The 24765-nt window shown below is 71.0% G+C and carries 25 protein-coding genes; 15 read left to right on the forward strand and 10 right to left on the reverse strand.

All coding sequences use genetic code 11. The features are described 5' to 3' along the window. Positions 1-116 precede the first annotated feature (116 nt). Positions 117-1001 (forward strand): PaaX family transcriptional regulator C-terminal domain-containing protein, encoded by an 885-nt coding sequence (locus O7621_RS15085; RefSeq protein WP_282229859.1) that lies wholly within the window; start codon positions 117-119, stop codon positions 999-1001. Positions 1002-1102: 101 nt separating this feature from the next. On the opposite strand, the gene O7621_RS15090 is transcribed toward O7621_RS15085, so the two are convergent. The 3 genes from O7621_RS15090 to O7621_RS15100 all read right to left on the reverse strand — a co-directional run bounded on the left by O7621_RS15090 (position 1103) and on the right by O7621_RS15100 (position 6550). Next, positions 1103-2713 carry a glycosyl hydrolase 53 family protein gene (locus O7621_RS15090; protein ID WP_282229860.1) on the reverse strand — a complete coding sequence of 537 codons (1611 nt, stop codon included), beginning with the start codon at positions 2711-2713 and terminating at the stop codon, positions 1103-1105. After that, on the reverse strand, positions 2710-4308 hold the full coding sequence (locus O7621_RS15095) for a glycosyl hydrolase 53 family protein (RefSeq protein ID WP_282229861.1): 1599 nt from the start codon (positions 4306-4308) through the stop codon (positions 2710-2712). Before O7621_RS15095 ends, O7621_RS15090 begins: the two co-directional genes overlap by 4 nt. Before the next feature lie 157 nt (positions 4309-4465). Then, the gene (locus O7621_RS15100; protein WP_282229862.1) at positions 4466-6550 is read right to left on the reverse strand and encodes a beta-galactosidase; all 2085 of its coding nucleotides are present in this window, start codon (positions 6548-6550) and stop codon (positions 4466-4468) included. Between the two features lie 181 nt (positions 6551-6731). On the opposite strand from O7621_RS15100, the gene O7621_RS15105 reads away from it, so the two are divergent. From O7621_RS15105 to O7621_RS15130, 6 genes are all read left to right on the forward strand, one after another. Continuing rightward, positions 6732-8030 (forward strand): extracellular solute-binding protein, encoded by a 1299-nt coding sequence (locus tag O7621_RS15105; protein ID WP_282229863.1) that lies wholly within the window; start codon positions 6732-6734, stop codon positions 8028-8030. Positions 8031-8037: 7 nt separating this feature from the next. Beyond that, on the forward strand, positions 8038-9009 hold the full coding sequence (locus O7621_RS15110) for a sugar ABC transporter permease (RefSeq protein ID WP_282229864.1): 972 nt from the start codon (positions 8038-8040) through the stop codon (positions 9007-9009). Continuing rightward, complete coding sequence (locus tag O7621_RS15115) at positions 9009-9893, forward strand: carbohydrate ABC transporter permease (RefSeq protein ID WP_282229865.1); 885 nt, start codon at positions 9009-9011, stop codon at positions 9891-9893. Before O7621_RS15110 ends, O7621_RS15115 begins: the two co-directional genes overlap by 1 nt. A gap of 16 nt (positions 9894-9909) precedes the next feature. Beyond that, positions 9910-10938 (forward strand): LacI family DNA-binding transcriptional regulator, encoded by a 1029-nt coding sequence (locus tag O7621_RS15120; protein ID WP_282229866.1) that lies wholly within the window; start codon positions 9910-9912, stop codon positions 10936-10938. An 81-nt stretch (positions 10939-11019) separates the two neighbouring features. Beyond that, complete coding sequence (locus O7621_RS15125; protein WP_282229867.1) at positions 11020-11859, forward strand: DUF4081 domain-containing GNAT family N-acetyltransferase; 840 nt, start codon at positions 11020-11022, stop codon at positions 11857-11859. A gap of 60 nt (positions 11860-11919) precedes the next feature. Further along, complete coding sequence (locus O7621_RS15130; protein ID WP_282234605.1) at positions 11920-12699, forward strand: alpha/beta hydrolase; 780 nt, start codon at positions 11920-11922, stop codon at positions 12697-12699. Here O7621_RS15130 and O7621_RS15135 read toward each other — a convergent pair. Genes O7621_RS15135 through O7621_RS15145 form a run of 3 tightly spaced genes read right to left on the reverse strand, consistent with a single transcriptional unit; the run spans position 12688 to position 16528 of the window. After that, positions 12688-14340, reverse strand: a complete 1653-nt coding sequence (locus O7621_RS15135) for a hypothetical protein (protein ID WP_282229868.1) — start codon at positions 14338-14340, stop codon at positions 12688-12690. The two genes, O7621_RS15130 and O7621_RS15135, sit on opposite strands and share 12 nt — an antisense overlap. After that, positions 14337-15404, reverse strand: coding sequence for a glycosyltransferase (locus O7621_RS15140; protein WP_282229869.1), 1068 nt, complete (start codon positions 15402-15404; stop codon positions 14337-14339). Before O7621_RS15140 ends, O7621_RS15135 begins: the two co-directional genes overlap by 4 nt. After that, a complete protein-coding gene (locus O7621_RS15145; RefSeq protein ID WP_282229870.1) occupies positions 15383-16528 on the reverse strand; it encodes an FAD-dependent oxidoreductase in 1146 nt (381 codons plus the stop codon). The genes O7621_RS15140 and O7621_RS15145 overlap by 22 nt, the downstream gene beginning before the upstream one ends. A gap of 55 nt (positions 16529-16583) precedes the next feature. Here O7621_RS15145 and O7621_RS15150 point away from each other — a divergent pair, with 55 nt between their 5' ends. From O7621_RS15150 to O7621_RS15160, 3 genes are read left to right on the forward strand one after another with little or no spacing between them, the layout of a single operon-like run. Further along, on the forward strand, positions 16584-17402 hold the full coding sequence (locus O7621_RS15150) for a hypothetical protein (protein WP_282229871.1): 819 nt from the start codon (positions 16584-16586) through the stop codon (positions 17400-17402). Then, positions 17402-18229, forward strand: coding sequence for a sugar phosphate isomerase/epimerase family protein (locus O7621_RS15155; protein WP_282229872.1), 828 nt, complete (start codon positions 17402-17404; stop codon positions 18227-18229). The genes O7621_RS15150 and O7621_RS15155 overlap by 1 nt, the downstream gene beginning before the upstream one ends. Beyond that, positions 18226-19101, forward strand: a complete 876-nt coding sequence (locus O7621_RS15160) for a glycosyltransferase family 2 protein (RefSeq protein ID WP_282229873.1) — start codon at positions 18226-18228, stop codon at positions 19099-19101. The genes O7621_RS15155 and O7621_RS15160 overlap by 4 nt, the downstream gene beginning before the upstream one ends. On the opposite strand, the gene O7621_RS15165 is transcribed toward O7621_RS15160, so the two are convergent. Genes O7621_RS15165 through O7621_RS15175 form a run of 3 tightly spaced genes read right to left on the reverse strand, consistent with a single transcriptional unit; the run spans position 18998 to position 20349 of the window. Next, positions 18998-19684: a DUF998 domain-containing protein gene (locus tag O7621_RS15165; protein ID WP_282229874.1), complete on the reverse strand. Its 687-nt coding sequence runs from the start codon at positions 19682-19684 to the stop codon at positions 18998-19000. The two genes, O7621_RS15160 and O7621_RS15165, sit on opposite strands and share 104 nt — an antisense overlap. 43 nt (positions 19685-19727) lie before the next feature. Further along, positions 19728-20045 (reverse strand): hypothetical protein, encoded by a 318-nt coding sequence (locus O7621_RS15170; RefSeq protein ID WP_282229875.1) that lies wholly within the window; start codon positions 20043-20045, stop codon positions 19728-19730. Further along, entirely contained in the window at positions 20032-20349 is a 318-nt protein-coding gene (locus O7621_RS15175; protein ID WP_281553933.1) for a hypothetical protein, read from the reverse strand. Before O7621_RS15175 ends, O7621_RS15170 begins: the two co-directional genes overlap by 14 nt. Positions 20350-20490: 141 nt before the next feature. Here O7621_RS15175 and O7621_RS15180 point away from each other — a divergent pair, with 141 nt between their 5' ends. The 4 genes from O7621_RS15180 to O7621_RS15195 all read left to right on the forward strand — a co-directional run bounded on the left by O7621_RS15180 (position 20491) and on the right by O7621_RS15195 (position 22446). Beyond that, the gene (locus O7621_RS15180; RefSeq protein WP_282229876.1) at positions 20491-21294 is read left to right on the forward strand and encodes a Scr1 family TA system antitoxin-like transcriptional regulator; all 804 of its coding nucleotides are present in this window, start codon (positions 20491-20493) and stop codon (positions 21292-21294) included. Beyond that, positions 21291-21473, forward strand: a complete 183-nt coding sequence (locus tag O7621_RS15185) for a DUF397 domain-containing protein (RefSeq protein WP_282229877.1) — start codon at positions 21291-21293, stop codon at positions 21471-21473. The genes O7621_RS15180 and O7621_RS15185 overlap by 4 nt, the downstream gene beginning before the upstream one ends. Before the next feature lie 344 nt (positions 21474-21817). Beyond that, entirely contained in the window at positions 21818-22066 is a 249-nt protein-coding gene (locus O7621_RS15190; RefSeq protein WP_282229878.1) for a type II toxin-antitoxin system prevent-host-death family antitoxin, read from the forward strand. Beyond that, positions 22063-22446 (forward strand): PIN domain-containing protein, encoded by a 384-nt coding sequence (locus O7621_RS15195; protein WP_282229879.1) that lies wholly within the window; start codon positions 22063-22065, stop codon positions 22444-22446. Before O7621_RS15190 ends, O7621_RS15195 begins: the two co-directional genes overlap by 4 nt. A 40-nt stretch (positions 22447-22486) precedes the next feature. Here the strand turns inward: O7621_RS15195 and O7621_RS15200 are convergent, their stop codons facing one another. Beyond that, the gene (locus tag O7621_RS15200; RefSeq protein ID WP_282229880.1) at positions 22487-23149 is read right to left on the reverse strand and encodes a TetR/AcrR family transcriptional regulator; all 663 of its coding nucleotides are present in this window, start codon (positions 23147-23149) and stop codon (positions 22487-22489) included. A gap of 80 nt (positions 23150-23229) precedes the next feature. Between O7621_RS15200 and O7621_RS15205 the strand changes: the two genes are divergently transcribed. Continuing rightward, complete coding sequence (locus tag O7621_RS15205; RefSeq protein ID WP_282229881.1) at positions 23230-24648, forward strand: MFS transporter; 1419 nt, start codon at positions 23230-23232, stop codon at positions 24646-24648. The last annotated feature ends 117 nt before the right edge of the window (positions 24649-24765 follow it).

Raw genomic sequence — 24765 nt, forward strand, 5'->3', positions numbered from 1 at the left:
GCCGGGTTGGGGCGGTGCCGGTGCGGCCGCCCAGCCGGCCCGACCGGGCCGGCCATACAATCGCCCGATGCGAAGCGCTGTCGGCGGCCGCTGGATCAGCGGATCACGATTCAGGCATGACTGAACCGGCAGCGGACGACGCCACACCCAGTCCGTTCGGCAGCGCGTCCCGGGAACGGTTCGTGCTCTCCCGCCGGTACGCCGCCGGCACCGGTGGGGTCCGGGGACTGCTGATCACCGTGCTCGGCGACTACATCCGCCCGACCCGGCACGCCGCACCGACGTCGGCCTTCATCGACGTGCTGGGTCGGCTCGGCGTCGCCGAAGCCGCCTGCCGGCAGTCGCTGGTGCGGGCGGCGGCGGACGGTTGGCTGATCTCTCACCGCGATGGCCGGTACACCTGGTGGCGGCTCAGCCCGGCGTTCGCGCGGTTCCTCGACATCGGTGCCGGCCGGATCCTCGGCTTCACCGGTGCCCAGGAGGACTGGGACCGCCGCTGGCTGCTCCTGCTGGCCCGAGTACCAGAGGGCGACCGGCCGGTGCGGCACCTGTTGCACACCAGGCTCGGCTGGCTGGGCTTCGGACGGCCCGCACCCGGGGCGTGGATCAGTACGCACACCGGGCGGGTCAAGGAGGTCGAGCTCCTCCTACACGAGGCCGGTGCCTACCAGCAGGCGCAGATCTTTCTCTCCGAGCATCTCGGCGGCGGCGACCTGCCGGCTCTGGTCCGCCAGTCGTGGGACCTCGCCGGCGTCGAACGGGCCTATCAGGCGTTCATCGACGAGTTCACCGACCCGCCGGCGGACGACCCGATCGTGCGGTTCACCCGGCTCGTGCACACCTGGCGTCGGCTGCCGCTGATCGATCCGGTGCTGCCGGCGGAACTGCTGCCCGCACCGTGGATCGGCGAACGCGCCGTGCGGTTGTTCCACGATCGGCACGGCAGATGGGAACCCGCGGCGATCCGCGAGTGGGAACGGATCAGCCAGGAAGCGTCGTAGCGTTCACGGCGCTCGGCGGTCCGGGTCCCGGACAGTCGAACGGCCGGGACCCGGACCGGTGCGGCGCCGTCGGCCCGACGAAACAGTCGGACCGGTGCGGGTCAGACCTGACCGAAGACGGCCAGTGCCGGCAGCGCCCGACCGGAGTAGTCGAACACCGCCTGATTCTCCCAGCCGTTGCCCGACGACGGGTCGTCCGGATCCCAACCGGCACCAGATACCGCCGTCCAGGCCGGCTCCCAGTAGAAGACGCCCAGCCCGCGCCCGTTCGGCACCGCCTTCACCGCGTCGAAGACGGCCCGCAGCGCGTCGGCCTGGCCCTGCGGGGTCGCCGGGTATCCGCCGGCCGAGGCCAGCGAGGCGTTGAAGATGTTCGGCTCGTGGTCGTGCTGCGCGGTGGTGAACCCGTACGCGGTCTCCACCACCACGACCGGCCGCTGATAGCGCGACGCCAGGTCGTTGAGGTTGCTGCGCAGGCTGTTGATCGAGCCGTGCCAGTAGAGGTAGTGCGACACCCCGATCACGTCGAACGGCACCCCGCGCGAGGTGGCCTGGTCGAACCACCAGCGGTGCTGGCTGTTGTTGCCACCCTCGGCCAGGTGCAACATCACCTGCGTGGAGCTGTCCACCGCCTTGACCGCCTGCGCCCCGGCGGTCAGCAACGTCGCCAGGTTGGCCCAGTTGTTGCTGCGCCCCTCCGGCCACAGCATGCCGTCGTTGATCTCGTTGCCGACCTGCACCATGTCTGCCGTGGTGCCCTGCGCCTTCAGCGAACTCAACACGTCGTACGTGTGGCTGTAGACCGCGTCGCGCAGCTGGCTGACTCCATAGTTCTCCCAGGCCCGCGGCTTGTACTGCTTGCCCGGGTCGGCCCAGGTGTCGGAGTAGTGGAAGTCGACCAGCAGCCGCATGCCCTGCGCCTTCGCCCGCGCGGCCATGGTCAGCAGCCGAGCCTTGTTGTTGTAGCCGTCGGTCGGGTTCACCCACACCTTCAGCCGGGCGTAGTTGACGCCGCTGGCGCGCAGCAACTGCACCGCGTCCCGCTGGCCGCCGGCGGCGTCGCGGTAGACCGCGCCCCGGTCCTCGTTCTTGGCCAGTGTGGAAAAGTCGGCGCCGACCATGAAACCAGCCGGTACGCCGGGACCGCCGGTCGACCCGCCGGTGAACTCCACATCGTCCACGTTGATCCAGTTCCCGGCGCGGGCGTTGGAGACGAAGCTGACCGTGCACTGCCCGCTGGTGACCGTCGTGGAGACCGAGATCTGCGTCCAGTTGCCGGTGGTCGGGATGGCGACCCGGGCCTCGGTGCCGCCGCAGTTGCGCAGCGCCATGAACGCCTCGACCTGCCCGCCGCCGGAGCGGACCCAGGCCCGTGCCGTGTAGGTGCCGTTGGCCAGCCCGGACAGGTACTGGTACGTCTCCACCTGGTAGGCACCCGACGCCCAGTGCGACAGCCGGTAGTTGCCGGAGCGTCCGCCCCATTCGGTGTAGCTTGCGGCGGTGTGCCCGGTCGACGAGTACTCGCCCCAGCCGGACGGGGTCTGGGTGCCACCGCCCGCCTCGAATCCGCCGTTGGTCAGCGTCGTGGCGGCGTGCGCGGCTCCGTGCGTACCGCCGGCCAGGCCGACACCGAACGCGGCCGCGCTGGTCGCGGCCACCGTGAGCAGCGCGAGCGCCGCGCGTCCCAGAAGTCCACGGGTACGGATGGTCATCGCTTGCCTCCCTTGTCACGTACCACGACGTCGGCGAAGACTCGTAGCCCGGGCAGCGCCCTGCCGGAGTAGTCGAACAGTGCCTGGTTCTCCCAGCCGTCGCCGGAGGTCGGGTCGGCCGGATCCCAGCCGGCACCGTCGACCGCGGTCCAGGTCGGTTCCCAGTAGAAGACGCCCAGCCCTCGGCCGCCTGGTACGGCGGCGACCACGTTGGTGATGTCGCGCAGCGCGTCGGCCTGGCCCTGCGGGGTGGCCGGGTAGCCGCCGGCCGAGGCGAGCGAGGAGTTGAAGATGTTTGTCTCGTGGTCGTACTCGTCCAGAGTGAAGCCGTACGCGGTCTCCACCACCATGACCGGCCGGTCGTAGCGGGCGGTCAGGTCGAACAGGTTGGCCTGCAGGTAACCCAGCGGCCCGTGCCAGTAGGTGTAGTGCGACACCGCGATGACGTCGAACGGCACGCCGTACGCGACGGCGTTGTCGAACCACCAGCGGTGTCCGTCGTTGTCGCCGCCCTCGGCCAGGTGCAGCGCCACTCTGGTACGGGGTGAGGCGTCGGTGACCGCCGTGGAACCGGCCGTCAGCAGGGCGGCGAGGCCGTCCCAGTTGTCCCAGCGACCGTCCGGCCACAGCATGCCGCCGTTGATCTCGTTGCCGACCTGCACCATCGCCGGCGCGGTGCCCTGCCGGCGCAGCGCGGCGACCACGTCGTAGGTGTGGTCGTAGACGGCCTGCCGCAGCTCGTCGAAGGCCAGCCCTTCCCAGGCGGCCGGCTTGAACTGCTTGCCGGGATCGGCCCAGGTGTCGGAGTAGTGGAAGTCGATCAGTAGCTGCATGCCCTGCGCTCGGGCCCGTTTCGCCTTGGCGAGCACGTCAGCTTTGTCGCTGAACCCGTCGGCCGGGTCGACCCACACCTTCAGCCGGGCGTAGTTGACGCCGTTGTCGGCCAGGATTCGCAGCGCGTCACGCGGCCGGCCCCGGCCGTCGCGGTAGACGGCACCGTTCGCCTCGTTCTTGGTCAGGTGCGACACGTCGGCGCCGCCGATCGCCACCGGCAGGCCTGCACTGCCGTCGGAGCGGGTGAAGGTGACGTCGTCGACGTTGACCCACTGGCCGGCGGCGGCGTCCGAGACGACGCTGACGGCGCAGCGGCCGGCGGTGACCGTGACGCTGAGTGCCAGCTCCACCCACCACTCGTCGCCGGTGCGCGGCAGATCGACGCGCTGCGCCGAGCCGCGGCCGCAGCCGGCCAGTTCGAGGTACGCCGAGCGTTGGCCGCCGCTGGAGCGCACCGCCGCCCGCAACGTGTAGGTGCCTCCGGCCAGCCCGGTCAACCGTTGCCGGGTCCGTACCCGGTAGTCGGTCTCGGACCAGTGGCTGAGCCGCTGGTCGCCGGTGCGTCCGCCGGGCTCCACGTAGGAGGCGTCGCGGTCACCGGTCTCGGTCCAGCCGACCGGGGCGGCCAGGTCGGTGGTGTCCTCGAAGCCCGGGTTGACGAGTGCTGGTGACGGGCGGCCGGCGGTGGACGTGCCCGGCGTGATGATGACTATGGCGGTCGCCAGGGCGACCGCGGCGGCCAGGGTTCTGCGGATGCGCATGTCTGCGCCCTCCTCGACAGGGACAAGCTCTGGGAGCGCTTACGGCGGTACCGGTCCGCTGTGGAGTGGTAATGCGCCCGATGTGAGCCCGTCACAACGATGTAATACTGGGAGCGCTCACAGAATCATCACCGCCGATCCCTGTCAAGAGGTGTCGTCACCCCCGGCGTACCACCCGCACCTGTCCGGCCGGCACCGTCACCGTCCCGGCGCAGTTCGCGCCGGTGATCAGCTCCGCCCCGGTAGCCGGCAGCTCCGCCCCGGTGCCCGGCAGCTCCGCTGGGAGCGGCACCCTGGCGTCGGTGGCGGAGTGGTTGATCGCGATCAGGTAGTCGGCCGCCGGCCCGGTCCGGCGGACCAGCTCCACGCCGTCGGGGACGCCGGGCGGCGGTGCGATGCCCGCGTCGGCGTACACCTGGGTCATGACCGGGGCGAGCGTGGCGGTGTCGAGGCGGGTGGAGACGTACCAGGCGGTGCCGGCGCCGTAGGAGTGCCGGGTGACCGCCGGACCCCCGGCCGCCGGACCGTCGGTGTAGCGCAGCACCGCCTCGGCCCCGGCCAGCTCCACCGCCTCGGCCCACACATCACCGGTCAACCGGCCGTCCGGTCCGGTCCGGCCCTGCTCCTGCCCGGTCAGGCCCTCACCCAGCTCGACCGACTCGTCGGCGCGCAGCGGCAGGAACTCGTCCACGGTCAACCCGAGCAGGTCCCGCAACGCCCCCGGGTACGCGCCCGGGTGGACGGTGTCGGTGGCGTCCACGATGCCGGAGAAGTACGACACCAGCAGAGTCCCGCCGTCGGCGACGTAGCGGCGCAGGTTCTCCGCCGCCGCCGGGGTGGTCAGGTACAGGCTCGGCGCCACCACCAGCGGGTACTCGTCCAACGCAGCCTCGGGGTGGGCGAAGTCGACGGTCAACCGGTCGCGCCACAGCCGCTCGTAACAGGCCTCGACCCGTTCCCGGAAGTCCAGGTCGACCGAGGGACGCCACTCCAGCTCCACGGCCCACCAGGACTGCCAGTCCCACAGGATCGCCGCGTCGGCGACCACCGTCGTGCCGCGCAGCTCGTCGAGGCGGGGCAGCACCTCGGTGCCGAGCGCGACCACCTCACGCCAGATCCGGGTGCCGGTGCCGCCGTGCGGCACCATCGCCGAGTGAAACTTCTCCGCCCCGAACCGGGCGGCCCGCCACTGGAAGAACAGCACCGACTCGGCGCCGCGCGCCAGGTGGGCGAGGCTGTTGCGGGCCAGCTCGCCGGGGCGTTTGGCGATGTTGCGGGGCTGCCAGTTGACCGCCGAGGTGGAGTGCTCCATCAGCAGCCACGGCCGACCGCCGGCCACCGATCGGGTCAGGTCGGCGCACATTGCCAGCTCGACCGCGTTGTCGGCCCGCTCGGCCTGCAGATAGTGGTCGTTGGCGACCACGTCGACCTCGTCGGCCCACCGCCAGTAGTCCAACGTCTTGCAGTTGGCCAGCATGAAGTTGGTGGTTACCGGCACGTCGGGGGTGTGCCGGCGCAGGATGTCGCGCTCGCGGCGGAAGTTGGTCAGGTGCGCGTCGGAGGAGAACCGCAGGAAGTCCAGCTGCTGGGCCGGGTTGACGGCGGTCGGCGCGGCGGTCGGTGCCTCGACCTCTGCCCAGTCGCCGTAGCGCTGCCCCCAGAAGCTGGTGCCCCACGCGGTGTTCAGCGCAACCAGGTCGTCGCTGTAGCGCTTCCGCAGCCAGTCGCGGAACGCCTGAGTGGAGCCGGCGCAGTAGCAGAGGGCGTTGGCACCGCCGTACTCGTTGTGCACGTGCCACAGCACCAGCGCCGGGTGGGCGGCGTACCGGGCGGCGACCGCTTCGGTGATCCGGGTCGCGGCCTGCGCGTACGCCGGTGAGCTGGGGCAGAACGACTGCCTGGCACCGCCGCCGAGCACCGTGCCGGTGCGGTCGACCAGCCGGGTGTCCGGGTGCGCGCGACGCAGCCAGGCCGGCGGTACGGCGGTCGGGGTGGCCAGGTCGACGGCGATCCCGCCGTCGTGCAGCAGGTCCAGCACCTCGTCCAGCCAACCGAAGTCGAACTCGCCGGGGGCCGGCTCCAGCAGCGCCCAGGAGAAGATCCCGACGCTGACCAGGTTGACCCCGGCGGTGCGCATCAGTGCCACGTCCTCGGCCCAGACCTCGGCCGGCCACTGCTCGGGGTTGTAGTCCCCGCCGTACGCCAGCCGGTCCAGCCGGGGGATCGGTGGTCTCTGCACCATGTGACGCTCCGAAACTGTACGCGCTCCCAACACAACATCGGCATGATCCCACATGCCACAGCAGCGAAGTCAGCCCCGATGTGGCTCTTGACACAGCTACGTAGGGCACCAACACTGTGAGCGCTCCCAGCTGTTTCCCCCTGATCACCAACCGATGACGGGCGAAAGATGAGAGGTGGAGATGAGACGCTCACTCGGCGCGAAGACAGTGGTCACGACACTTGCCGCCGGCCTTGCCGCCAGCATGCTCGCGGCCTGCGGTGCCGACTCCGGTGACGACGGCCCGGTCGAGTTGACCTTCTGGTCCTGGGCTCCGAACATCGAGAAGGTCGTTGACGCCTGGAACGCCGACCACCCGGAGATCCAGGTCACGTTGAGCAAGCAGGCTGGCGGCGGCGACATCGTCACCAAGCTGCTCACCGCCAACCAGGCCGGCAACCCGCCGGACCTCGCCCAGGTCGAGTATCAGTCGCTGCCCACCCTGGTCAGCAACGACGTGCTCGCCGACATCGCCGAGCTGGCCGGCGACGCGCAGAGCGCGTTCGCCGACGGCGTCTGGCAGCAGGTCACTCTCGGCACCGACGCCGTCTACGCCATCCCGCAGGACGCCGGGCCGATGATGCTCTACTACCGCGCCGACCTGTTCGAGCAGTTCGGCCTGACCGTCCCGGCCACCTGGGACGAGTTCGCCCGCACCGCGCGGGACCTGCGGACGCGGACCACCGACCACTACCTGGCCACGTTCTCGGCCAACGACCCCGGCTGGTTCGCCGGGCTGGCCCAGCAGGCCGGTGCAGCCTGGTGGGCGATCGACGGCGAGGCGTGGCGGGTCAGCGTCGACGACGCCGCCACCCGGCAGGTCGCCGAGTTCTGGGGTGGCCTGGTCGACGAGGATGTGGTCGACGACCAGCCGATGTACACCCCGGAGTGGAACCAGGCGCTCAACGACGGCACCCTGCTGGCCTGGCCGAGCGCCATCTGGGGGCCGGGTGTGCTGGCCGGCAACGCCGCCGACACCGAGGGCCTGTGGGAGATGGCCCCGCTGCCACAGTGGACCGAAGGGGCCGACGTCACCGGCAACTGGGGCGGTTCGTCCACCGGCGTCACCGAGGCATCCCCGCACCGGGAAGCCGCCGTCGAGTTCGCCACCTGGATGAACACCGACCCGGCCGCCACCGAGCTGCTGGTCCGCGAATCCGCCATCTACCCGGCCGCCCGCGACGCCCAGACCGGCCCGGCGCTGGCCGACCCGCCGGCGTTCTTCGCCAACCAGCCCGACTTCTACCCCCTCGCCCAGGAGATCGCCGACACCGCCGCCGGGTTCACCTGGGGGCCGAACGTCAACGTCACCTACCAGACGTACATGGACTCGTTCGCGGCGGCGATCACCGACGGGACGCCGTTCGTCGACGCGGTCGCCGCGATGCAGACCGCCACCGTCGACGACATGCGCGACAACGGCTTCACGATCGCCGAATGAGCGCCGAATGAGTGCAGTGACGCCATTGGCCACCCGCGCCCGCAGCGGTGCGCCGCTGGCCGCCCGTCGCGGCGGCCGCCGGGGAAGACGTACGGCGGTGCCGTACGTCTTCCTCACCCCGGCGGTGACGCTGTTCGTGCTGACCTTCCTGCTGCCCATCGGGTACGCCGTCCACCTGAGCCTGCACAAGGTGCAGGTCTCCGGTCTCGGTCTGGGCCGGGGCTCGCGTACCGAGGTCTTCGCCGGCCTGGCGAACTACCGCGCCGCGCTGGCGGACCCGACGCTGCTGACCGGGGCGTTGCGGGTCCTCGGCTACGGCGCGCTGCTGGTGCCGGTGATGCTCGGCCTGGCGCTGCTGTTCGCCCTGCTGCTGGACCGCCCCCGGATCGGCCTGCAACGCTTCAGCAGGGTCGCGATCTTCCTGCCGTACGCCGTCCCGGCGGTGATTGCCAGCCTGCTCTGGGGGTTCCTCTACCTGCCCGCCACCAGCCCGCTCAACGACATGCTCGACTGGCTCGGCGGGCCGCAGCCCGACCTGCTCGGCACCGGCACGGTCTTCTACGCGGTCGTCAACATCGCGCTCTGGGGTGGCGTCGGGTTCAACATGATCGTGCTGTTCACCGCCCTGCGGGCCATCCCGCCGGAGCTGTACGAGTCGGCCCGCATCGACGGCTGCTCGGAGCTGCAGATCGCCTGGCGGATCAAAATTCCGCTGCTCACCCCGGCGCTGGTGATGACCACCGTCTTCACCATGATCGCCACCTTGCAGGTGTTCAGCGAGCCGATGACGCTGCGCCCACTGACCAACTCGATCTCGTCGACCTGGACCCCGCTGATGAAGATCTACCGGGACGCGTTCGCCACCGACGACCGGTACGCCGCTGCCGCGACCTCGGTGATCGTCGCCCTGGCCACGCTGGTCCTGTCGTTCGGGTTCCTGCGGCTGGTGCAGCGGCGGGCGTTCGGACCGGAGCGGTGATGGCGACCGCCCGTCCGCAACCGGCGGCGGCCGCCGGCCGCCGCCGACCACACCGGCCCCGACCGCAACTGGTGCCGACGATCGTGCTGCTGGTCGGCGCGGTCTACTGCCTGCTGCCGGTGGCCTGGGTGCTGGTCGCCGCCACCAAGAGCGGATCGAGCCTGTTCAGCACGTTCACCTTCGCCCCCGGTGACGCGCTGTTCGCCAACATCGCTGAGCTGTCGGCGTACCGGGGTGGGCAGTTCTGGCGCTGGGTGGCCAACACCGCGCTGTACGCCGGGGTCGGCGCGGCGGCCTCGGCGGCGCTGTCCGGGCTCAGCGGCTACACGCTGGCCAAGTACGACTTCGTCGGCCGGTCGGCGATCTTCAACATGCTGCTCGCCGGGGTGCTGGTGCCCGGGGTGATCCTCGCCGTGCCGCAGTACCTGCTGCTGGCCAAGGTCGGCCTGGCCGACACCTACTGGTCGGTCCTGCTGCCCAGCATCATCAGCCCGTACGGCATCTACCTGGCCCGGATCTACGCGGCGGCGGCGGTGCCCGACACGGTGATCGAGGCGGCCCGCACCGACGGCGCCGGCGAGTTCCGGATCTTCCGCCAGGTGGCGGTGCCGATGATGGTCCCCGGCCTGATCACGGTGTTCCTCTTCCAGTTCGTGGCGATCTGGAACAACTTCCTGCTGCCGTTCATCATGCTGGCCGACGACGACAAGTTTCCCGTCACCCTCGGCCTGTACACCCTGCTGAACCAGGGTTCGACCACCCCGGCCCTGTACAGTCTGGTGATCACCGGATCGCTGTTGTCGATCATCCCGTTGGTGGCGCTCTTCCTCTCCCTGCAGCGGTACTGGCGGATCGACCTGCTGTCCGGATCGATCAAGGCCTAAGGAAGACAATGTGACCGTGGCCGGAACCGAGCGTAACCGGGCCCGCCCCGAGCGGGCCCGCCCCACCATGGACGACGTCGCCGCGGTCGCCGGGGTGTCCCGGGGCACCGTGTCACGGTGGCTCAACGGCGGGCACAACGTCAGCGGCCCGGCTGCCGAGGCCGTCGAACGGGCCATCCGCAAGACCGGGTACGTGGTCAACCAGCACGCCCGCAGCCTGGTCACCCAGCGGTCCGACTCGGTGGCGTTCATCCTGTCCGAGCCGCAGGACCGGCTCTTCGAGGACCCGAACTTCAACGCCCTGCTGCGCGGCTGCACCCAGGCGCTGGCCGAGCGGGACATCACCCTGCTGCTGACGATCGCCGGCACCTCCGAGGACCGCAAACGGGTCGGCCGCTACGTCACCGCCGGCCACGTCGACGGCGCACTACTGGTCTCCACCCACGCCGGCAGCCTGCTGATCGACGAACTGAAGGGGCGGGGCCTGCCGTTCGTGGTCTGCGGCAAACCGCTCGGTCACGGCCGCGACGTCAGCTACGTCGCCGCCGACGACCGCGACGGCGCCCGGCAGATGGTTTCCTATCTGCGCTCCCGGGGGCACCGGACGATCGCCACCATCACCGGCCCGCTGGACACCCCGGGTGGGGTCGAGCGCCTCGCCGGCTACCACGACGTGCTCGGTGACACCGACCCGCGGCTGGTGGTCACCGGCGACTACACCCGGTCCGGGGGAGAGGCGGCGATGGAGCAGTTGCTGCGCCAGGCCCCCGACCTCGACGCCGTCTTCGTCAGCTCCGACCTGATGGCCGCCGGGGCGATCGCCGCGCTGCACCGGGCCGGCCGTCGGGTGCCGCAGGACGTCGCGGTCGGCGGCTTCGACGACTCCGAGGTGGCCACCGCGTCGCTGCCGCCGCTGACCACCATCCGCCAGCCGCTGGGGCGGATCAGCGCCGAAATGGTCCGGCTGCTGCTCGGCCACCTGGCCGGCGACTCACACGCCGCAGTGATCCTGCCGACCGAACTGGTGGTGCGCGGCAGCGCCTGACCCCCGGTGCCCGGCAGCGCCTGACCATCCGTGCCCGGATCGGGTCTGCCGGGCGGCATCGGATCTGGCAGGCTGGTAACTGTGCTGACGGTACCGGTGCGGCAGCTCGGGGAGACCGAGCGTGGGGCGGTGGAGCGAATCCTCGACCTCGACCCCTATGCCGCGCCGCAGGTCGCGGAGCGGATCGCCGCGCGCGGACTGGCCTGGTGGCGCTCGGACGGGCGGGTCTTCGGCTACGGGCCGCGCCGCCAACTCGAGTCGCTGTGCTGGCTCGGCGGGCATCTGACCCCGGTGCACGCCTCGCCGGCTGCGGTCGCGGCGTTTGCCGACCGGCTCGCCATCGAGGAACGGGTCTGCTCGTCGATCGTCGGTCGGGCCGACGCCGTACTCGGGCTGTGGGAGCGAATCGGCGGGCAGTGGGGTCCGGCCCGGGAGATCCGCGCCGACCAGCCGCTGCTGATCGCCGACCGGCCGCCGGCGGTGCCAGCTGACCCGGGGGTACGCCTGGTCCGGCCCGACGAGATCGACCTGCTCTTCCCGGCGGCGGTGGCCATGTACACCGAGGAGGTCGGCGTCTCCCCGGTCGCCGAGGACGCCGGGCGCGGCTACCGGCGGCGGGTCGGCGAGCTGGTCCGGGCCCGTCGCACGTACGCCCGGATCGTCGACGGCACGGTGGTCTTCAAGGCCGAACTGGCCGTCGTCACCCGGCACACCGCGCAGGTCCAAGGGGTCTGGGTCGATCCGATGTGGCGCGGCCGGGGGCTGGCCACCCCGGCGATGGCGGCGGTGGTCCGCGACGCGCTGCGCCGGGTCGCGCCGACCGTCAGTCTGTACGTCAACGATTACAACACCGCGGCCCGTCGGGTCTACGACCGGTGCGGTTTCCGCCGGGTCGGCTCCTTCGCCACCGTGCTCTTCTGAGCCCTGCCGTCCGCGGCGTCGGCACGGTCCAGCCACTCCTACTCGTCCAGCCAGCCACGCCTGCCCGTCCAGCGGCCACGGAACCGCGTCCGACAGCGGTGGTACTTTGTTGGGCGTTCGTCCAGGACGAACGCCCAACAAGGTTGGGGGAGGCGGAGCGGGCCGGGGTGTCCGGTCTGGGCGGCGCAGCGCACGCGCGTACCGGCTGGTGCCGGCCAGCCAACCAGCCAGGCAGGTCCATCAGTCGTCGTCTACGGCATCAGCGGTGGCGGACCGATCGCCATCGAATTCGCCCGCCGCTATCCGGAACGGGCCGAGGCGCTCATCCTCGAATCCGCCGTCACCCGTCACTACGCCCCCGCCATATCGCCCATCGCCAAGACGATCTATCTGAGCCCGCTCGGCACCTGGCTGACCGCCCAACTCGTCCAACGCCTCCCCCGCGCAGCCCTGCACGACTTCGTCCGCCAGGAGTCCACCCTCGACCGGCAGGCCCGCCGCGCGACCGTCGACTGGATCCTCGCCGACGACCAGCGTCTGGCATACGCCAAAGCCGTCATGGCGGCGCTCACCCCGTTCGAGGACCGCGCCGCCGGGCTGGACAACGACCTTCGGCAATGGGCCAGGCTGGACGACTCAACCACCGCCGGCATCACCTGTCCGACCCTGATCCTGCACGGCACCCACGACGGCGACGCCGACCCGGCCCACGCCCGCCACGCCGCCACGACCATCCCGCAGGCCACCCTGCATCTGGTCCCCAGCGGCTGGCACCTGCTGCCTCTGTCGATCAACGGCGCGACCACACGACAAGCCAGGTCCACGTTCCTAGCCGAGTGACACCCGGTAGAGCCGGCCCGCCGTGGCACACGGATCCGGGGTCACCCGGGCGGCGGTGGCGAGCAACGAGCGTGGCTCGTCGTGTCGCCGGACGGTCCGCGGATCGGCGTCCGCCGGCAGCGGCAGCAGGTAGAGCTGGTCGACTCCCCAGGTGGCGATCCAGTCGCGCCGTTGCGCGACCGGGATGTCGGCGAAGTTGTCCGGGAAGAACGCCGTCCGCCGGCCGGTCAGGGCGCTGTGCCGGCCGACCTCCGTGCTGGTGACGATGGTCAGCGTCCCGTCGCTGCGGCAGCGCCGCAGCTCCTGTTCGACGACGCCGCCGGTGAGGCTTTCCGGGTCCGCCGGCACGGTGGTGAGCTGGTGTCCGAGCGCCCAGCCGGCCGGCAGCGTCAGCAGCAGCACGCCGACGACGTGCCCGGTCCGCCGCCCGGTCAGCCGGGCCGGGACCGGGGCCCGCAGGATCAGCACGACTGCGGTCAGCAGCGTCAGCAGCACGGCCAGGCTGAGATAGCGTCGGCTCAGGTAGCCGGTGCTGAGCTCGGAGAAGGCGACCTGTGCGGTGAATGTGGCCAGCGCGGCCAGGCCGACCAGCAGCCATCGCGGCCCATGGCGCAGCGGGATGCGGCCGCAGCGAAGCTGCAGTCTGCGGCCGCGGCGGAGCAGCAGGCCGGCGGCGACGGTGGTGGTCACGACGGTGGGTGCCCAGACCGCGGCCTTGGCCGCCTGCAGGACAGCCGCCGGCGCGTTGCCGGCGAGCCGGGCCAGCCAGCCGATCGGGTCGTCGGCGGCGGTCGGAAGCTGGTCGACGTCGATCACGTCGGTGACGTACAGCTGCGGCACGGCCAGCGCGATGATGCGGTTGTCCGCCGGGAACGGCGTACCGAAGTGAACCAGCCCGTAGACCGCCCACGGCGACATCACGAGGGTGAAGACCAGGCCGGCCGGCAGCAGCCAGCGCCAGTCCCGGCGGCGGATCACGACCAGCAGCACCGCCAGGAGCAACACAGCCGGCAGGGTGTCCGGTCGGGTGAGCACCAGGCCGCCGCCGGCGGCCCCGGCCGCCGGCCAGGCCAGCGCCGCTCGCCGATCGGTGCTGACCAGCGCGAGGAGCAAGAGGCTGAGCAGCAGCCCGGCCAGCGGGAAGGTCCGCGCGGTGAGCATCTCGTCGAGGAACGGCACGAAGCCGAGCAGGCCCACGGTGACGACCGGCCCGAGTCCGGGTACGCCGACGCGTCGGCCGATCACCGACAGCACCGCCGCCATGGCCAGCACGCAGCCTGCGGCGGCCAGCAGCCCGGCCTGCGGGCCGGTGCCGCTCAGCGCGGCGGTGACCCCGACCAGAATCGGCCAGAGCGGACCACAGCCCATCGAGTACGGCTCGGGCGACTGGTAGCTGTGCCGGGAGGCGATCCGGAAGAAGTCGCCGCCGAGGGTCTGGGACAGCTCGTAGTAGCGCCACGAGTCCGGGTTGTACGGCGGGCCGTCCCAGTAGTAGAGCAGCAGGACGGCCAGTACGCCGACGAGCGTCGCCCAGCCGGCGGCGGGCAGCCAGCCGGGCACCGACAGGGTCCGCCGGGCGTCGACCGGGTCGCTGGTCGGGTCCTCGGTCGGTCGCCCGGTGAGCCGGGTGAGCGTGCTCACGCCCCCGCCCCGATCGTCGCCGCAGGGTCGTCCGATGTGGCCGGACGGGCCGATGCGGCCGGGCGGTCGTCCGGTGCGCCGGTCACCTGATCGTGCAGGTACGGCCCTGGTGGTCCGGCGGTACGCCCTGGTGCCTCGGCCGGTTGGCAGACCACCACGTCGCGGACCGCGTACATCGGCCGGGCCCGTACCTCGACCAGGATCCGGGCCAGGTACTCACCGAGCACCCCGAGGATCAGGAACAGACCGGTGAATCCGCCGGACACCAGGATCGCCAGGGTGGTCCACCCTTCGATGGGGTCGGACTTGACGAGGAACACCGCGACCGCGTACGCGATGCCGGCGAGCGACAGGGCGCCGAACGTCAGGGACAGCCGGTGTGCCACCCGTGGCCCGAAGTCGGAGAACGACAGCAGAATGTCGAAGGCCAGGCTCGACGTCTCCCGGTCCAGCCGCCGGCGTGCGGCGGTGTCCACCGTGGTCCGGGTGTACCGCAGGTGTTCGTGCCGGTGCCCGAGGATCGCGTACAGGGCCTTGCGGTAGCGGACCTTCTCCCGCATGGCGAGCATCGCGGCCAGCGTGCGTCGGGAGGTCAGTCTCAGACGCTCGGTACGCAGCGGGGTGTCGAGGTCGCTGTACCGGTTGACCAGGCGGTAGAACATCCGGCTGCGCAGCGGCCCGTCGTCGCCGCTGGCGGTGACGATGTCGCAGCCGCCGGTGGTGGCGCGTTCGTACATCCGGGCGAGGACGTTCAACGGGAAGTCCACTGTCGGGCTTTCCAGTTCGAAGACCCAGTCGCCCATCGCCCGGTCCAGCCCGGCCTTCATCCCGGCCTCCACGCCGTGCCGTCGGGCCAGCCGGACCATCACCGCGTTGAGCTGGTACCGGTCCGCGTACTCGCGCACCAACGGGGTGGGGTCGACGGTGGAGTTGTCGTCGACCACCACCAGTTCGTGCAGGTCGAAGTGCTCGCTGAGCCAAGGCCCCAGCTGCGCCAGGAAGCGGTCCAGATCCGGGTCGTCGCGGCAGTAGAGCACGAAGCTCACGAAGGTCTGGTACGGCACAGCGCCTCATCCAGGTCGTAGATCGTGTTGACTTTCCCGCTGAACAACGTGATGAACGGAGGGTGCACGCTCTCGGTCCGGATCAGGGTCGGACGGGAGTCGTCGACCTCCGCCGTCCGCAGCACGGTCTTGACCGTGCACAGGCTCTCGACCTGGCGTAGCTGTCCGGCTGTCGGCAGGAACCGACGGGTCAGGGTGTGCATGTACGGGTAGCCGCTGGCCGGCCGGGCGGGGCAGGTCCCGCAGTTGGCCAGGGCGCCCGGCGCGCAGCCCGGCGTCCGGCGCTGGCAGGGAAAGGTCGGTAGGGTGTCGGTGCTGGTCAGCCGGGGGGTGTAGGCCACCGCGCTGAGGCTGTGCCAGGGGGTGTGCCCGAACGGCATCAACGAGAAGAACGGACCGTCCAGTACGGTGACCGCCGCGTCCCGGTGGGCCGGGGCGTCGACCAGCACCATCTCGCACAGTTCGTACTTGAGCCGCACCGGCGGCAGGCCGAACGTGGCGAGCAGGGCGTTGGTGCCGGCGTAGGTCGCGTTGACGACCACGCCGGCTTCCACCCGGGTGCCGGACCGCAGGGTCGCCCGCCAGACCGTACCGTCGCGTCCGGCCTCGACCACGGTGTCGCCGAGGAACCACCGCAGCCGGTCCGCGTGGGCGTCGAGGCGGGCCAGCAGTGCGGTGCGCAGCGCCGGTGCGTCGAAGCTGAACTCGTCGGTCTCGTACGCCGCCTCGACGGTGCCGGCCAGGAAGAACTCGGCCGGGTCGATCCGGCTGGCCGGCACTCCGACGGTGGCGCAGAACTTCTCGAAGTAGGCGGCGTCCACGAAGGAACCCTCCGCCGCGATCGCGTACACGCTGCGGAACCGGTGGTTGACCGCGGTGGGGAAGTCGCGCAGGAACCGTTCGTAGTAGCTGGCCGACCGCAGCGCCGTGTACACGCTGCGCGGGTAGTGGTAGCCGTTGTGGCCGCGGGCCTGGTTGATCAGGCTTGCCCGCACCAGCGGGCGCCGGTCGATGTCGACCACCGCGACGGACCCGCCGTCGGCGAGTTGCCGCCGGGCGGCCCACAGCCCGAAGACTCCTGCGCCGAATATGAGCGTATCAACAGAAATGCCCCCTCTACCCACGGCAGAAAGCTAGCATCCATCTTATCCCGATTTGTCGCTAAGTGAGAGGTGAGTCATGCTCGCAGGTTTGGTCGGCCACACCGGCTTCGTCGGCGGCAACCTGGCCCGACAACGCGCCTACGATCTCAAGGTCAACCGGGCCACCGTCGCGGCCATCGACGGGCAGCGGTTCACCCGGCTGGTGATCAGCGCCGCCCCCGGCGTCAAATGGCGGGCGAACGCCGACCCGGACGCCGACCGCGCCGCGATCGACGCCCTGACCAGCCACCTGCGCACCACGACGGCCGACGAAGCCGTCCTCATCTCCACCATCGACGTCTATCAGCAGCCGCAGGGCGTCGACGAGGCGACGTCCGTCGAACCGGCCGACCACCCGCAGGCGTACGGCCGCAACCGGATCCGGCTGGAACAGTTCGTCCAGTGGCACTACCCGCGCAGCCTGGTGGTCCGGTTGCCGGCCCTGTTCGGGCCGGACCTGCGCAAGAACCTCGTCTACGACCTGGCGACCGGGCGGACCGAGGAGTTCTGCCACCGCGACTCGACGTTCCAGTTCTACGACCTGCGGCGACTCACCGCCGACCTGGACCGGGCCGTCGCCGCCGGACTGAGCGTGGTCAACCTGGCGACCGAGCCGATCGCCGCGCAGACCGTGGCACAGCAGGTCTTCGGACGCACCCTGACCTGCGACACGGTGGCCCGGGTCGACTACGACATGCGTACCCGGCATGCCGCCGTGTTCGGTGCCGACGGGCCATACGTCAGCGGTCGCGACGAGACGATCACCCGGCTGCGGGAGTTCGCCGAGGACCGGGCGGCAGGTGCGCGCCCGGCCGGAGAAGGCGTGCGTCCGGTCGGAGAGCGGGTGGCGGTCTGATGTCCGAGCCGACCATCAAAGTGGCGGTGAGCAACATCGCCTGGCAGCCAGCCGACGACGAGAAGGTCGCCGACCTGCTGCGCCACGCGGGAGTCGCCGGCGTCGAGGTGGCGCCCACGAAGATTTGGCCGGACCTGACCGAGGTCTCCCTCGACCAGGCACGCGCGTACGGGCGGACCTGGGCCCGCGCCGGGCTGCCGGTGGTCGCCGCCCAGTCGCTGCTGTACGGACGCCCCGAGCTGACGGTGTTCGGGCCGCGCCGAGAGGATCTGGTCGCGTACCTGTGCCGGGTGATCGACCTGTGTGCCGCGATGGGCGCCACCGCGCTGGTCTTCGGCAGCCCGCGCAACCGCCGCCGCAACGGCCTGCCGGACGAGATGGCGGACCGGATCGCCGCCGACGTCTTCGGCCGACTGGCCCGCCGGGCACACGCCGCCGGGACGAGCCTGTGCCTGGAGGCCAACCCCGCCGAGTACGGCGCCGACTACCTGGTCCGGGCGGAGGAGGCGGCGAGGCTGGTGGCGGCGGTCGACTCGCCGGGGCTGCGACTGCACCTGGACACCGCCTGCATGGCGCTGGCCGGCGACGACGCGGCGGCCTGCGCCGACCGTTTCGCTCCGCTGCTGCGTCACGCCCATCTCAGCGAGCCCGACCTGGCGGCGGTCGGCACCCCGGACCGCGCCCACGCCGACTTCGTCGCCGCGCTGCGGGCCGTCGGCTACGACCGGTACCTGAGTGTCGAGATGCGCCCGTCGGACGGCGATCCAGTCGCCGCCGTCGATCGCGCCGCCCGGTACGCCGTGGCACTGTGCGGTGAGCGGCCTTGACCGGCACCCGACAACTCGACCCCCCAGGCGATCAGGTCCCATGCGACCAGGTTCCACCGCTGGCCCGAGACCACGACCGGCGGATCCCGAGCCACGACCGGCGCGACTTCGCCCCCCGGCGCAGCCGGTACGCGGTGGTGGTTCCGGTGATCAACGAGGGTGACCGGCTGCGGGCGCAGCTGCGCCGGATGCACGACCACGGTCACGGCCTGGACGTGCTGATCGCCGATGGGGGCAGTACGGACGGCTCCCTCGCCGACGATTTCCTGGCCGCCAACGGCGTACGGTCGGTGCTGGTCAAACGCGGTCCGGGCCGGCTCAGCGCGCAACTGCGGATGGCCTTCGCCGCAGCCCTGGACGACGGCTACCACGGGGTGGTCACCGTGGACGGCAACGGCAAGGACGGCGTCGAGGCGATCGGCCGGTTCCGGGACCGGCTGGACGCCGGGTACGACTACGTGCAGGGTTCCCGCTTCGTCCCGGGCGGCGTGGCGGTCAACACGCCCTGGTCCCGGTACCTCGGCATCCGGCTGCTGCACGCACCGATGCTGTCGGCCGGCGCGCGGACCTGGTACACCGACACGACCAACGGTTTCCGGGGCCACTCGGCCCGGCTGCTCGCAGATCCTCGAGTGGGGGTGTTCCGGGATGTGTTCGATGCGTACGAGCTGCTGGCGTACCTGCCGGTGCGGGCGGCCCGGCTGGGGCTGCGGGTCTGCGAGGTGCCGGTGACCCGCGCCTACCCGGCGGGAGCGGTGCCGACCAAGATCAAAGGCTGGTCCGGCAACCTGAACCTGCTGGCCGTCGCCGCCCGCGCCGCCACCGGCCGCTACGACCCCGCTCCTTGGCGAGCGCGACGGGGTCGCGGATGACCTGTCCTGCCGTCACCACGCACCACACCACGATCAGCAGTAACAGCAGCCGCTCCAGCGTGCCGACCAGCAGCCCACCGCCGACCAGCAGCATGCCCAGCCCGACCGCGGCGGACAGCGGCAGCGCGGCGGCGGCCCCGAGCAGCGCCAGCCGACGCAGCGGGCAGGTCGACACCGGCGACCAGAACACGGCGATCATCGCGAAGACGCAGCAGGCGACGGCGACGATGCTGGCCCCGCCGTGCACCAGGTCGGTCGCGGTGACCGGGTCGTGCGGCGGCAGCGGGCAGCCGTCCCGGCAGGAGACGGTCGCCGAGACCGTCGTCGCACCGGCCGCCGCGACCAGCAGCCCGGCGGCGGCGCGGACCGGGCGCAGCGCCCCGGCGAGCAGCAGCAGGCTCACCGCCAGGGCGAGCAGCCCCGACTGGTACGCCAGTACGTAGCCGCCGTCGCCGACCCCGGACTCGCTGACGTACCCGCGCAGTCCCGGACCGGGGCCGGCGACCACCGTGACCGTCACGGTCACCGCCCCGCCGACCGCGCCGACCGCCGCCCCGACCGCCCACCACCTGGTACGCCTCACCCGCCTACGGTGTCACGTGGTCCCGGCTCACGTGGTTGCGGTGTCAGACCGGCCGGTCCGGATCGGCGTGGCTGCCCGCCGGATGTGTCGGTGGTGCCGGCCGGTGGTGCCGGACCGGTCGGATCACCGCCTCCGGCCGCAGCAGCGCCACCAGCCGGGCCTGGACGTGTCGGGTGACGCCGTCCCGGCCGTCGAAGTTGATCTGTGCGCCGATCAGTTGCACCCATCGGATCCCGTCTTCGATCGAAACGTCGCCCACGTGCTGCACCCGCAGTCGGAGCGCGCCGATGCCGTACCGGTAATCGGTCTCCGACATCTTGATCACGTCGCCGACCTCGACCGGAAGATCACTGTTGCTCATTGTCGTCCATCCTTTCCGGCACCATTTCCGGTGGCTGCAGGCCGTGTAGCTGGAGTACCGCACGGACTCTTCTGGCCGCCGGATCCCGGTGCCGGTCGAGGTAGGCCAGCGCCTTGCGGAACGGCCGGCAGTACACCTGCCCGCACGGCAGGCAGCCGTCGTTGCGGCGGGGCATGTGCCGGGTGACCAGCCGTCGGGCGTGGGTGATCACGTCGTCGTGTGCGGTGGTGTGCTGCGGGCCCGCGTTGGTGGGCAGCCGGCGTAGTTGTCGCGGTAGTCCGCCGATCCCGTCGTTTCTCGGCATCGTTCACCCTCCCGGGTGGAGTGTCGAGTCGAATTTCCCTCCACTCCACCCTGGACTTCTCAACCCAGTCAGCGGAAGATAGGTCAGCGGCAATCCGCACCCATCTACCGGACAATCACCTGTATCCGAAAGGTGTGCACCGTGAATACACTTCCGGAAATCCTCCGTCAGCTGCGCAGCGAGCGCTCCGTCACCCAGGATCAGGTCGGTGAGGCGATCCTGGTCTCCGGTTCGCTGATCGCCGCCTTCGAGCAGGGCCGGCTGGTCCCGCAACCGGACACCGCCGCGCGGCTGGACGAGTTCTTCGGCTCGGGCGACCGGGTCCGCAAGTCGGCGGCCGAGGCAGCCGAGGCCCGTGAGCTGGAGCGGGAGCGGCGCCGGATGGCCCAGGCGGTCTGGTTCCGCCCGTGGGGCCAGCTGGAGGAGTCCGCCACCGCCCTGCGGTACTACGAAGCGTCTCTCGTCCCTGGCCTGCTGCAGACCGAGGAGTACGCCCGATCGGTGCTGGACAGCGGCCTGCGCAGTCAGCGCGAGGTCGACGAACTGCTCGCCGTCCGGATGGAGCGCCAGTCCGTCGTGCTGGGCCGCGAGGATCCGGCGATCTGCGTGTTCATGATGGACATGGCGGCGCTGCGCTCGGCGCACCCGGCGATGGCCAAGGCGCAGTTGGAGCGGCTGTTGGCCGAGTCGGAGCGCCACCGGACCTTCGTGCACGTGGTGCCGGACGGGGTCGGCATGCACATCGGCCGGTCGGTGTCGTTCGTGCTCGCCTCGCTCGACAACGGTGCACTCGCTGGATACATGGAGGATATTTTCGAGGGCTGGCTTGTCACCGAGCCGGCGCGGGTGACCGGGCTCGATCGGGCGTGGCACACTGTCAACGCGCTCGCCCTGAACGCGGCCCAGTCCCGGGATCTGATCCGGCAGATGGTGAGGGAGCTATGACCACCGAGCCGATGTGGCGCACGTCCCGCCGCTCGAACGCCTCCGGCGGCAACTGTGTCGAGGTCGCCGACAACCTGCCCGGCCGGGTGCTGGTCCGCGACTCCAAGGACCGCGCCGGCGGCACCCTGGCCTTCGACCCGCCCGCCTGGTCCGCCTTCGTCTCCACCGTCAAACGCTGAGCCGCATCAGTCGCTGTAGTGGTACCGCGCCTTAATGATCTTCACTTCCTTCTCGTCGGCCCGGTACACCAGGCGGTGAGCCGACCGGACACCGGAACGCCGGCAGCGAACTGCAGGCTCACCAGATAACAGCCGAGTCCACCCAGCGACGTGGCGAGAACCACCGCAAGCACCCGGGAGCTGACTGGACGGCGCAATTCACCCATTCATCATCATCCAACCCGGCAACTCGCCGATCGCAGCTGGGCTGCCGCAAGGCGGACCGCCCGACGTGCCGATGAGCGTCCGTCAGCGGTCAGTGTGCCTCCACCAGCCATCCGTAGCACATGTGCTACGGTCGGAGTATGCATGAGGTCGGGCTGCGGGAGATGCGGCAGAACGCCAGCGACCTGGTACGTCGGGCGCAGGGCGGCGAACGGGTGACGATCACCGTCGCTGGGCGACCGGCAGCCGTACTCGGCCCGGTCAGTCCTCGTACCTGGCGCGAGTGGGACGACCTCGCTGGCGTGTTCGGTCAGCCCACCGACCCAGGGTGGGCGGATGACCGGGACCTGCTCGACGACGCCGTCACCGATCCGTGGGCCGAGCGGTGAGCCGTGGCATCCTCGACACCAGTGTCCTCATCGCCACAGATGTGACCCCGATCCCTGGCGAACTGGCCATCAGCGTCGCCAGCCTCGCCGAACTCCAGTTCGGTGTCCTGGTCGCGAAGACCGCCGAGGCCAGGGCGCTGCGGTTGGCGCGGTTGAGCGCCATTCAGCGCCGGTTCGATCCGCTTCCCGTCGACGATGCGATCGCCGACAGCTACGCACGGCTGGCCGCACGTGTCGTCGAGACCGGCCGCCAGCCGCGAGCCAGGGTTATGGACCTGCTCATCGCGGCAACCGCACACGCCCATGACGCCGCCGTCTACACCCGCAACGCCGACGACCTCGCTGGGCTCGAAGACCTCATCACGATCCACACGATCTGACGCGAACGCGGCCACCAGCCCGTGGGTGTTCCGATCAGGATCAGGAAGTGTGGCCGGAGGAGCCGTACGTGCGATTCTCCGCCACCGCTGCCCGCCCATCGTCAGGATCGAACAGGTGATCGAGGTGGTAGTGCAGCACTGCGGTGGCCTCTTCCGGGGTGCGTTGGCCGACCAGGAGACCGGTGCCGAGACCATTGGCCAGGGCGATCAGCCGGCTCGCTTCGAGAGCGGGGTCCGCGTCCGGGGCCAGGGTGCCGGCGGCACGCGCGCGGGTCAGGGTGTCGGCGAGTTGTTGCTCCAGGCGGTCGACGCCCCGGATGAAGGGTTGTTCGGCGACTTGGGGGTCGGTCATCGCCAGAACGGCGTAGGACGTGCCGACCAGGTGGAAGACGCGGCTGGGTTCGTCGGTCGGCAGGGCTTCGAGTAGGAATGCTTCGATGACCGCTCGCGGCGGTGGTGGGTCGGGGAGTCCGGCCAGGCGCTGCGCCCACCGGTGGTGGCTCTGCCCTTCCAGATGCCGCAGGGCACCGATCAACAGGTGTTCCTTGTTCTGGAAGTAGTACTGCACGAGCCGGAGTGACACGCCCGCCTCGGCAGCGACCGAGCGCATGGTCACGGCGTGCAGGCCTTCCCGGCCGGCGAGCCGGACGAGGGCGTCGGCGATCTGGGCCCGCCGAACGGTGTGGTCGGTGGTCTTGGGCACCGCGGTCCCTCTCGTTGTGTTGCGTCTGACTACCCTATGTTGACCTCTTGTTGATACGGTTGTATCACTACGGGAGGGGCATGGCGCAGAACGGCGTTGCCGGTGCTGTCGGTGCCGGTCTCAGCGGGGCAGCGGCGAAGACCGTGCTGGCGGTGGCGTGTGCCGCGCAGTTCATGGTGGTGCTCGACATCTCGGTGGTGAACATCGCGTTGCCGTCGCTGCGTGACGCGCTGCGCTTCGACGAAACCAGCCAGCAGTGGGTGGTCAACGCCTACGCGTTGACGTTCGCCGGATTCCTGCTCCTCGGCGGGCGGCTGGCCGACTCGTTCGGGCACCGTCGGATCTTCCTGACCGGGCTGGTGCTGTTCTCTGGCGCGAGTCTCGTCGGGGGTCTGGCCGGCTCGGCGACGCTGCTGGTCGTCGCCCGCGCCGCGCAGGGCCTGGGGGCGGCGGTGCTGGCGCCGGCGACGCTGACGATTCTGACTACGTCTTTCTCCGAAGGGCGGGCGCGGACGCAGGCGTTGGCGATGTGGACCGCCGTCGGTGTCGCCGGCGGGACGGCAGGCAACCTTGCCGGCGGCGCGCTGACGGAGTACCTGTCGTGGCGGGCGACGTTGCTGATCAACGTGCCGATCGGGGCGGTGGTGGCCGTTCTGACGGTGCGTCATGTGGTCGCCGACCGCCCCGGGGCCGTACGTCCACGACTGGACGTGACCGGGGCGGTGCTGGCCACAGCAGGATTGGGAGGGTTGGCGTTCGGAGTCGCCGAGGCGGCGGACGCTGGGTGGTCCGCGCCGTCGGCGGTTGCCGGCCTGATGATCGGCTCGGTGCTGTTGGCGGCGTTCGCGGCGGTCGAGGCACGCTGGGCGGCGTCGCCGTTGATCCCGTTGCGGTTGTTCACCATCCGCTCGGTGTCGGTGGGCAACGTGGCAATGCTGCTGGCGGGGGCGTGCCTCAACCCGATGTGGTTCTTCCTCACGCTGTCCATGCAGAACGCGCTCGCCTACAGCCCGGCGCGGACCGGACTGGCGTTCCTGCCGCACACGGTGGTGACGGTCGTGGTGGGCGCTCTCGCGACGCCGTGGCTGATGCGCCACGTCGACGGGCGGATCCTCATCGCGGTGGGGTCGTTGCTGGCGGCAGCTGGGTTCTGGTGGCAGTCCCACCTGGCGGTGCAGAGCAGCTACCTTGCGGGGATCCTCGGCCCGGCCGTCGTGTTCAGCATTGGCAGTGGACTGCTGAACACCCCGATCACCACCGCGGTCACCTCCGGTGTGCCGACACCGGACGCAGGTGCGGCGTCCGGGTTGATGAACACCACCAAACAGGTCGGCGGCGCGCTGGGGCTGGCGGTTCTGGTCACTGTCGCGACCGGGCCCGGCACCGGCCCGGCCGCACAGCTCGACGCCTACAACCGCGCGTTCTCCGCGATCGCCGTGATCATGGTTGCCGTGGCGGTCGTTGCGCTGGCCCTGCCCACCCGGCGTGATCGACAATGACCTCCGCGCCTCGCCCGCGCTCGGCGGTAGCGGACCTGTGGCGTCACGTCATCGGACGCACCCCGGGTCCCCGGAAGCCGGCATGAACACTTCGCCGGCGGCCTGAGCCGTACGCCC

The sequence above is a fragment of the Solwaraspora sp. WMMD937 genome (genome assembly GCF_029581175.1).
Taxonomy (GTDB): domain Bacteria; phylum Actinomycetota; class Actinomycetes; order Mycobacteriales; family Micromonosporaceae; genus Micromonospora_E.

Bases quoted from the DNA above. Each gene is read 5' to 3' on its own strand.
- O7621_RS15085 (WP_282229859.1), top strand. From the start codon at position 117: ATGACTGAACCGGCAGCGGACGACGCCACACCCAGTCCGTTCGGCAGC.
- O7621_RS15090 (WP_282229860.1), bottom strand. From the start codon at position 2,713: ATGACCATCCGTACCCGTGGACTTCTGGGACGCGCGGCGCTCGCGCTG.
- O7621_RS15095 (WP_282229861.1), bottom strand. From the start codon at position 4,308: ATGCGCATCCGCAGAACCCTGGCCGCCGCGGTCGCCCTGGCGACCGCC.
- O7621_RS15100 (WP_282229862.1), bottom strand. From the start codon at position 6,550: ATGGTGCAGAGACCACCGATCCCCCGGCTGGACCGGCTGGCGTACGGC.
- O7621_RS15105 (WP_282229863.1), top strand. From the start codon at position 6,732: ATGAGACGCTCACTCGGCGCGAAGACAGTGGTCACGACACTTGCCGCC.
- O7621_RS15110 (WP_282229864.1), top strand. From the start codon at position 8,038: ATGAGTGCAGTGACGCCATTGGCCACCCGCGCCCGCAGCGGTGCGCCG.
- O7621_RS15115 (WP_282229865.1), top strand. From the start codon at position 9,009: ATGGCGACCGCCCGTCCGCAACCGGCGGCGGCCGCCGGCCGCCGCCGA.
- O7621_RS15150 (WP_282229871.1), top strand. From the start codon at position 16,584: ATGCTCGCAGGTTTGGTCGGCCACACCGGCTTCGTCGGCGGCAACCTG.
- O7621_RS15155 (WP_282229872.1), top strand. From the start codon at position 17,402: ATGTCCGAGCCGACCATCAAAGTGGCGGTGAGCAACATCGCCTGGCAG.
- O7621_RS15170 (WP_282229875.1), bottom strand. From the start codon at position 20,045: ATGAGCAACAGTGATCTTCCGGTCGAGGTCGGCGACGTGATCAAGATG.
- O7621_RS15175 (WP_281553933.1), bottom strand. From the start codon at position 20,349: ATGCCGAGAAACGACGGGATCGGCGGACTACCGCGACAACTACGCCGG.
- O7621_RS15185 (WP_282229877.1), top strand. From the start codon at position 21,291: ATGACCACCGAGCCGATGTGGCGCACGTCCCGCCGCTCGAACGCCTCC.
- O7621_RS15190 (WP_282229878.1), top strand. From the start codon at position 21,818: ATGCATGAGGTCGGGCTGCGGGAGATGCGGCAGAACGCCAGCGACCTG.
- O7621_RS15205 (WP_282229881.1), top strand. From the start codon at position 23,230: ATGGCGCAGAACGGCGTTGCCGGTGCTGTCGGTGCCGGTCTCAGCGGG.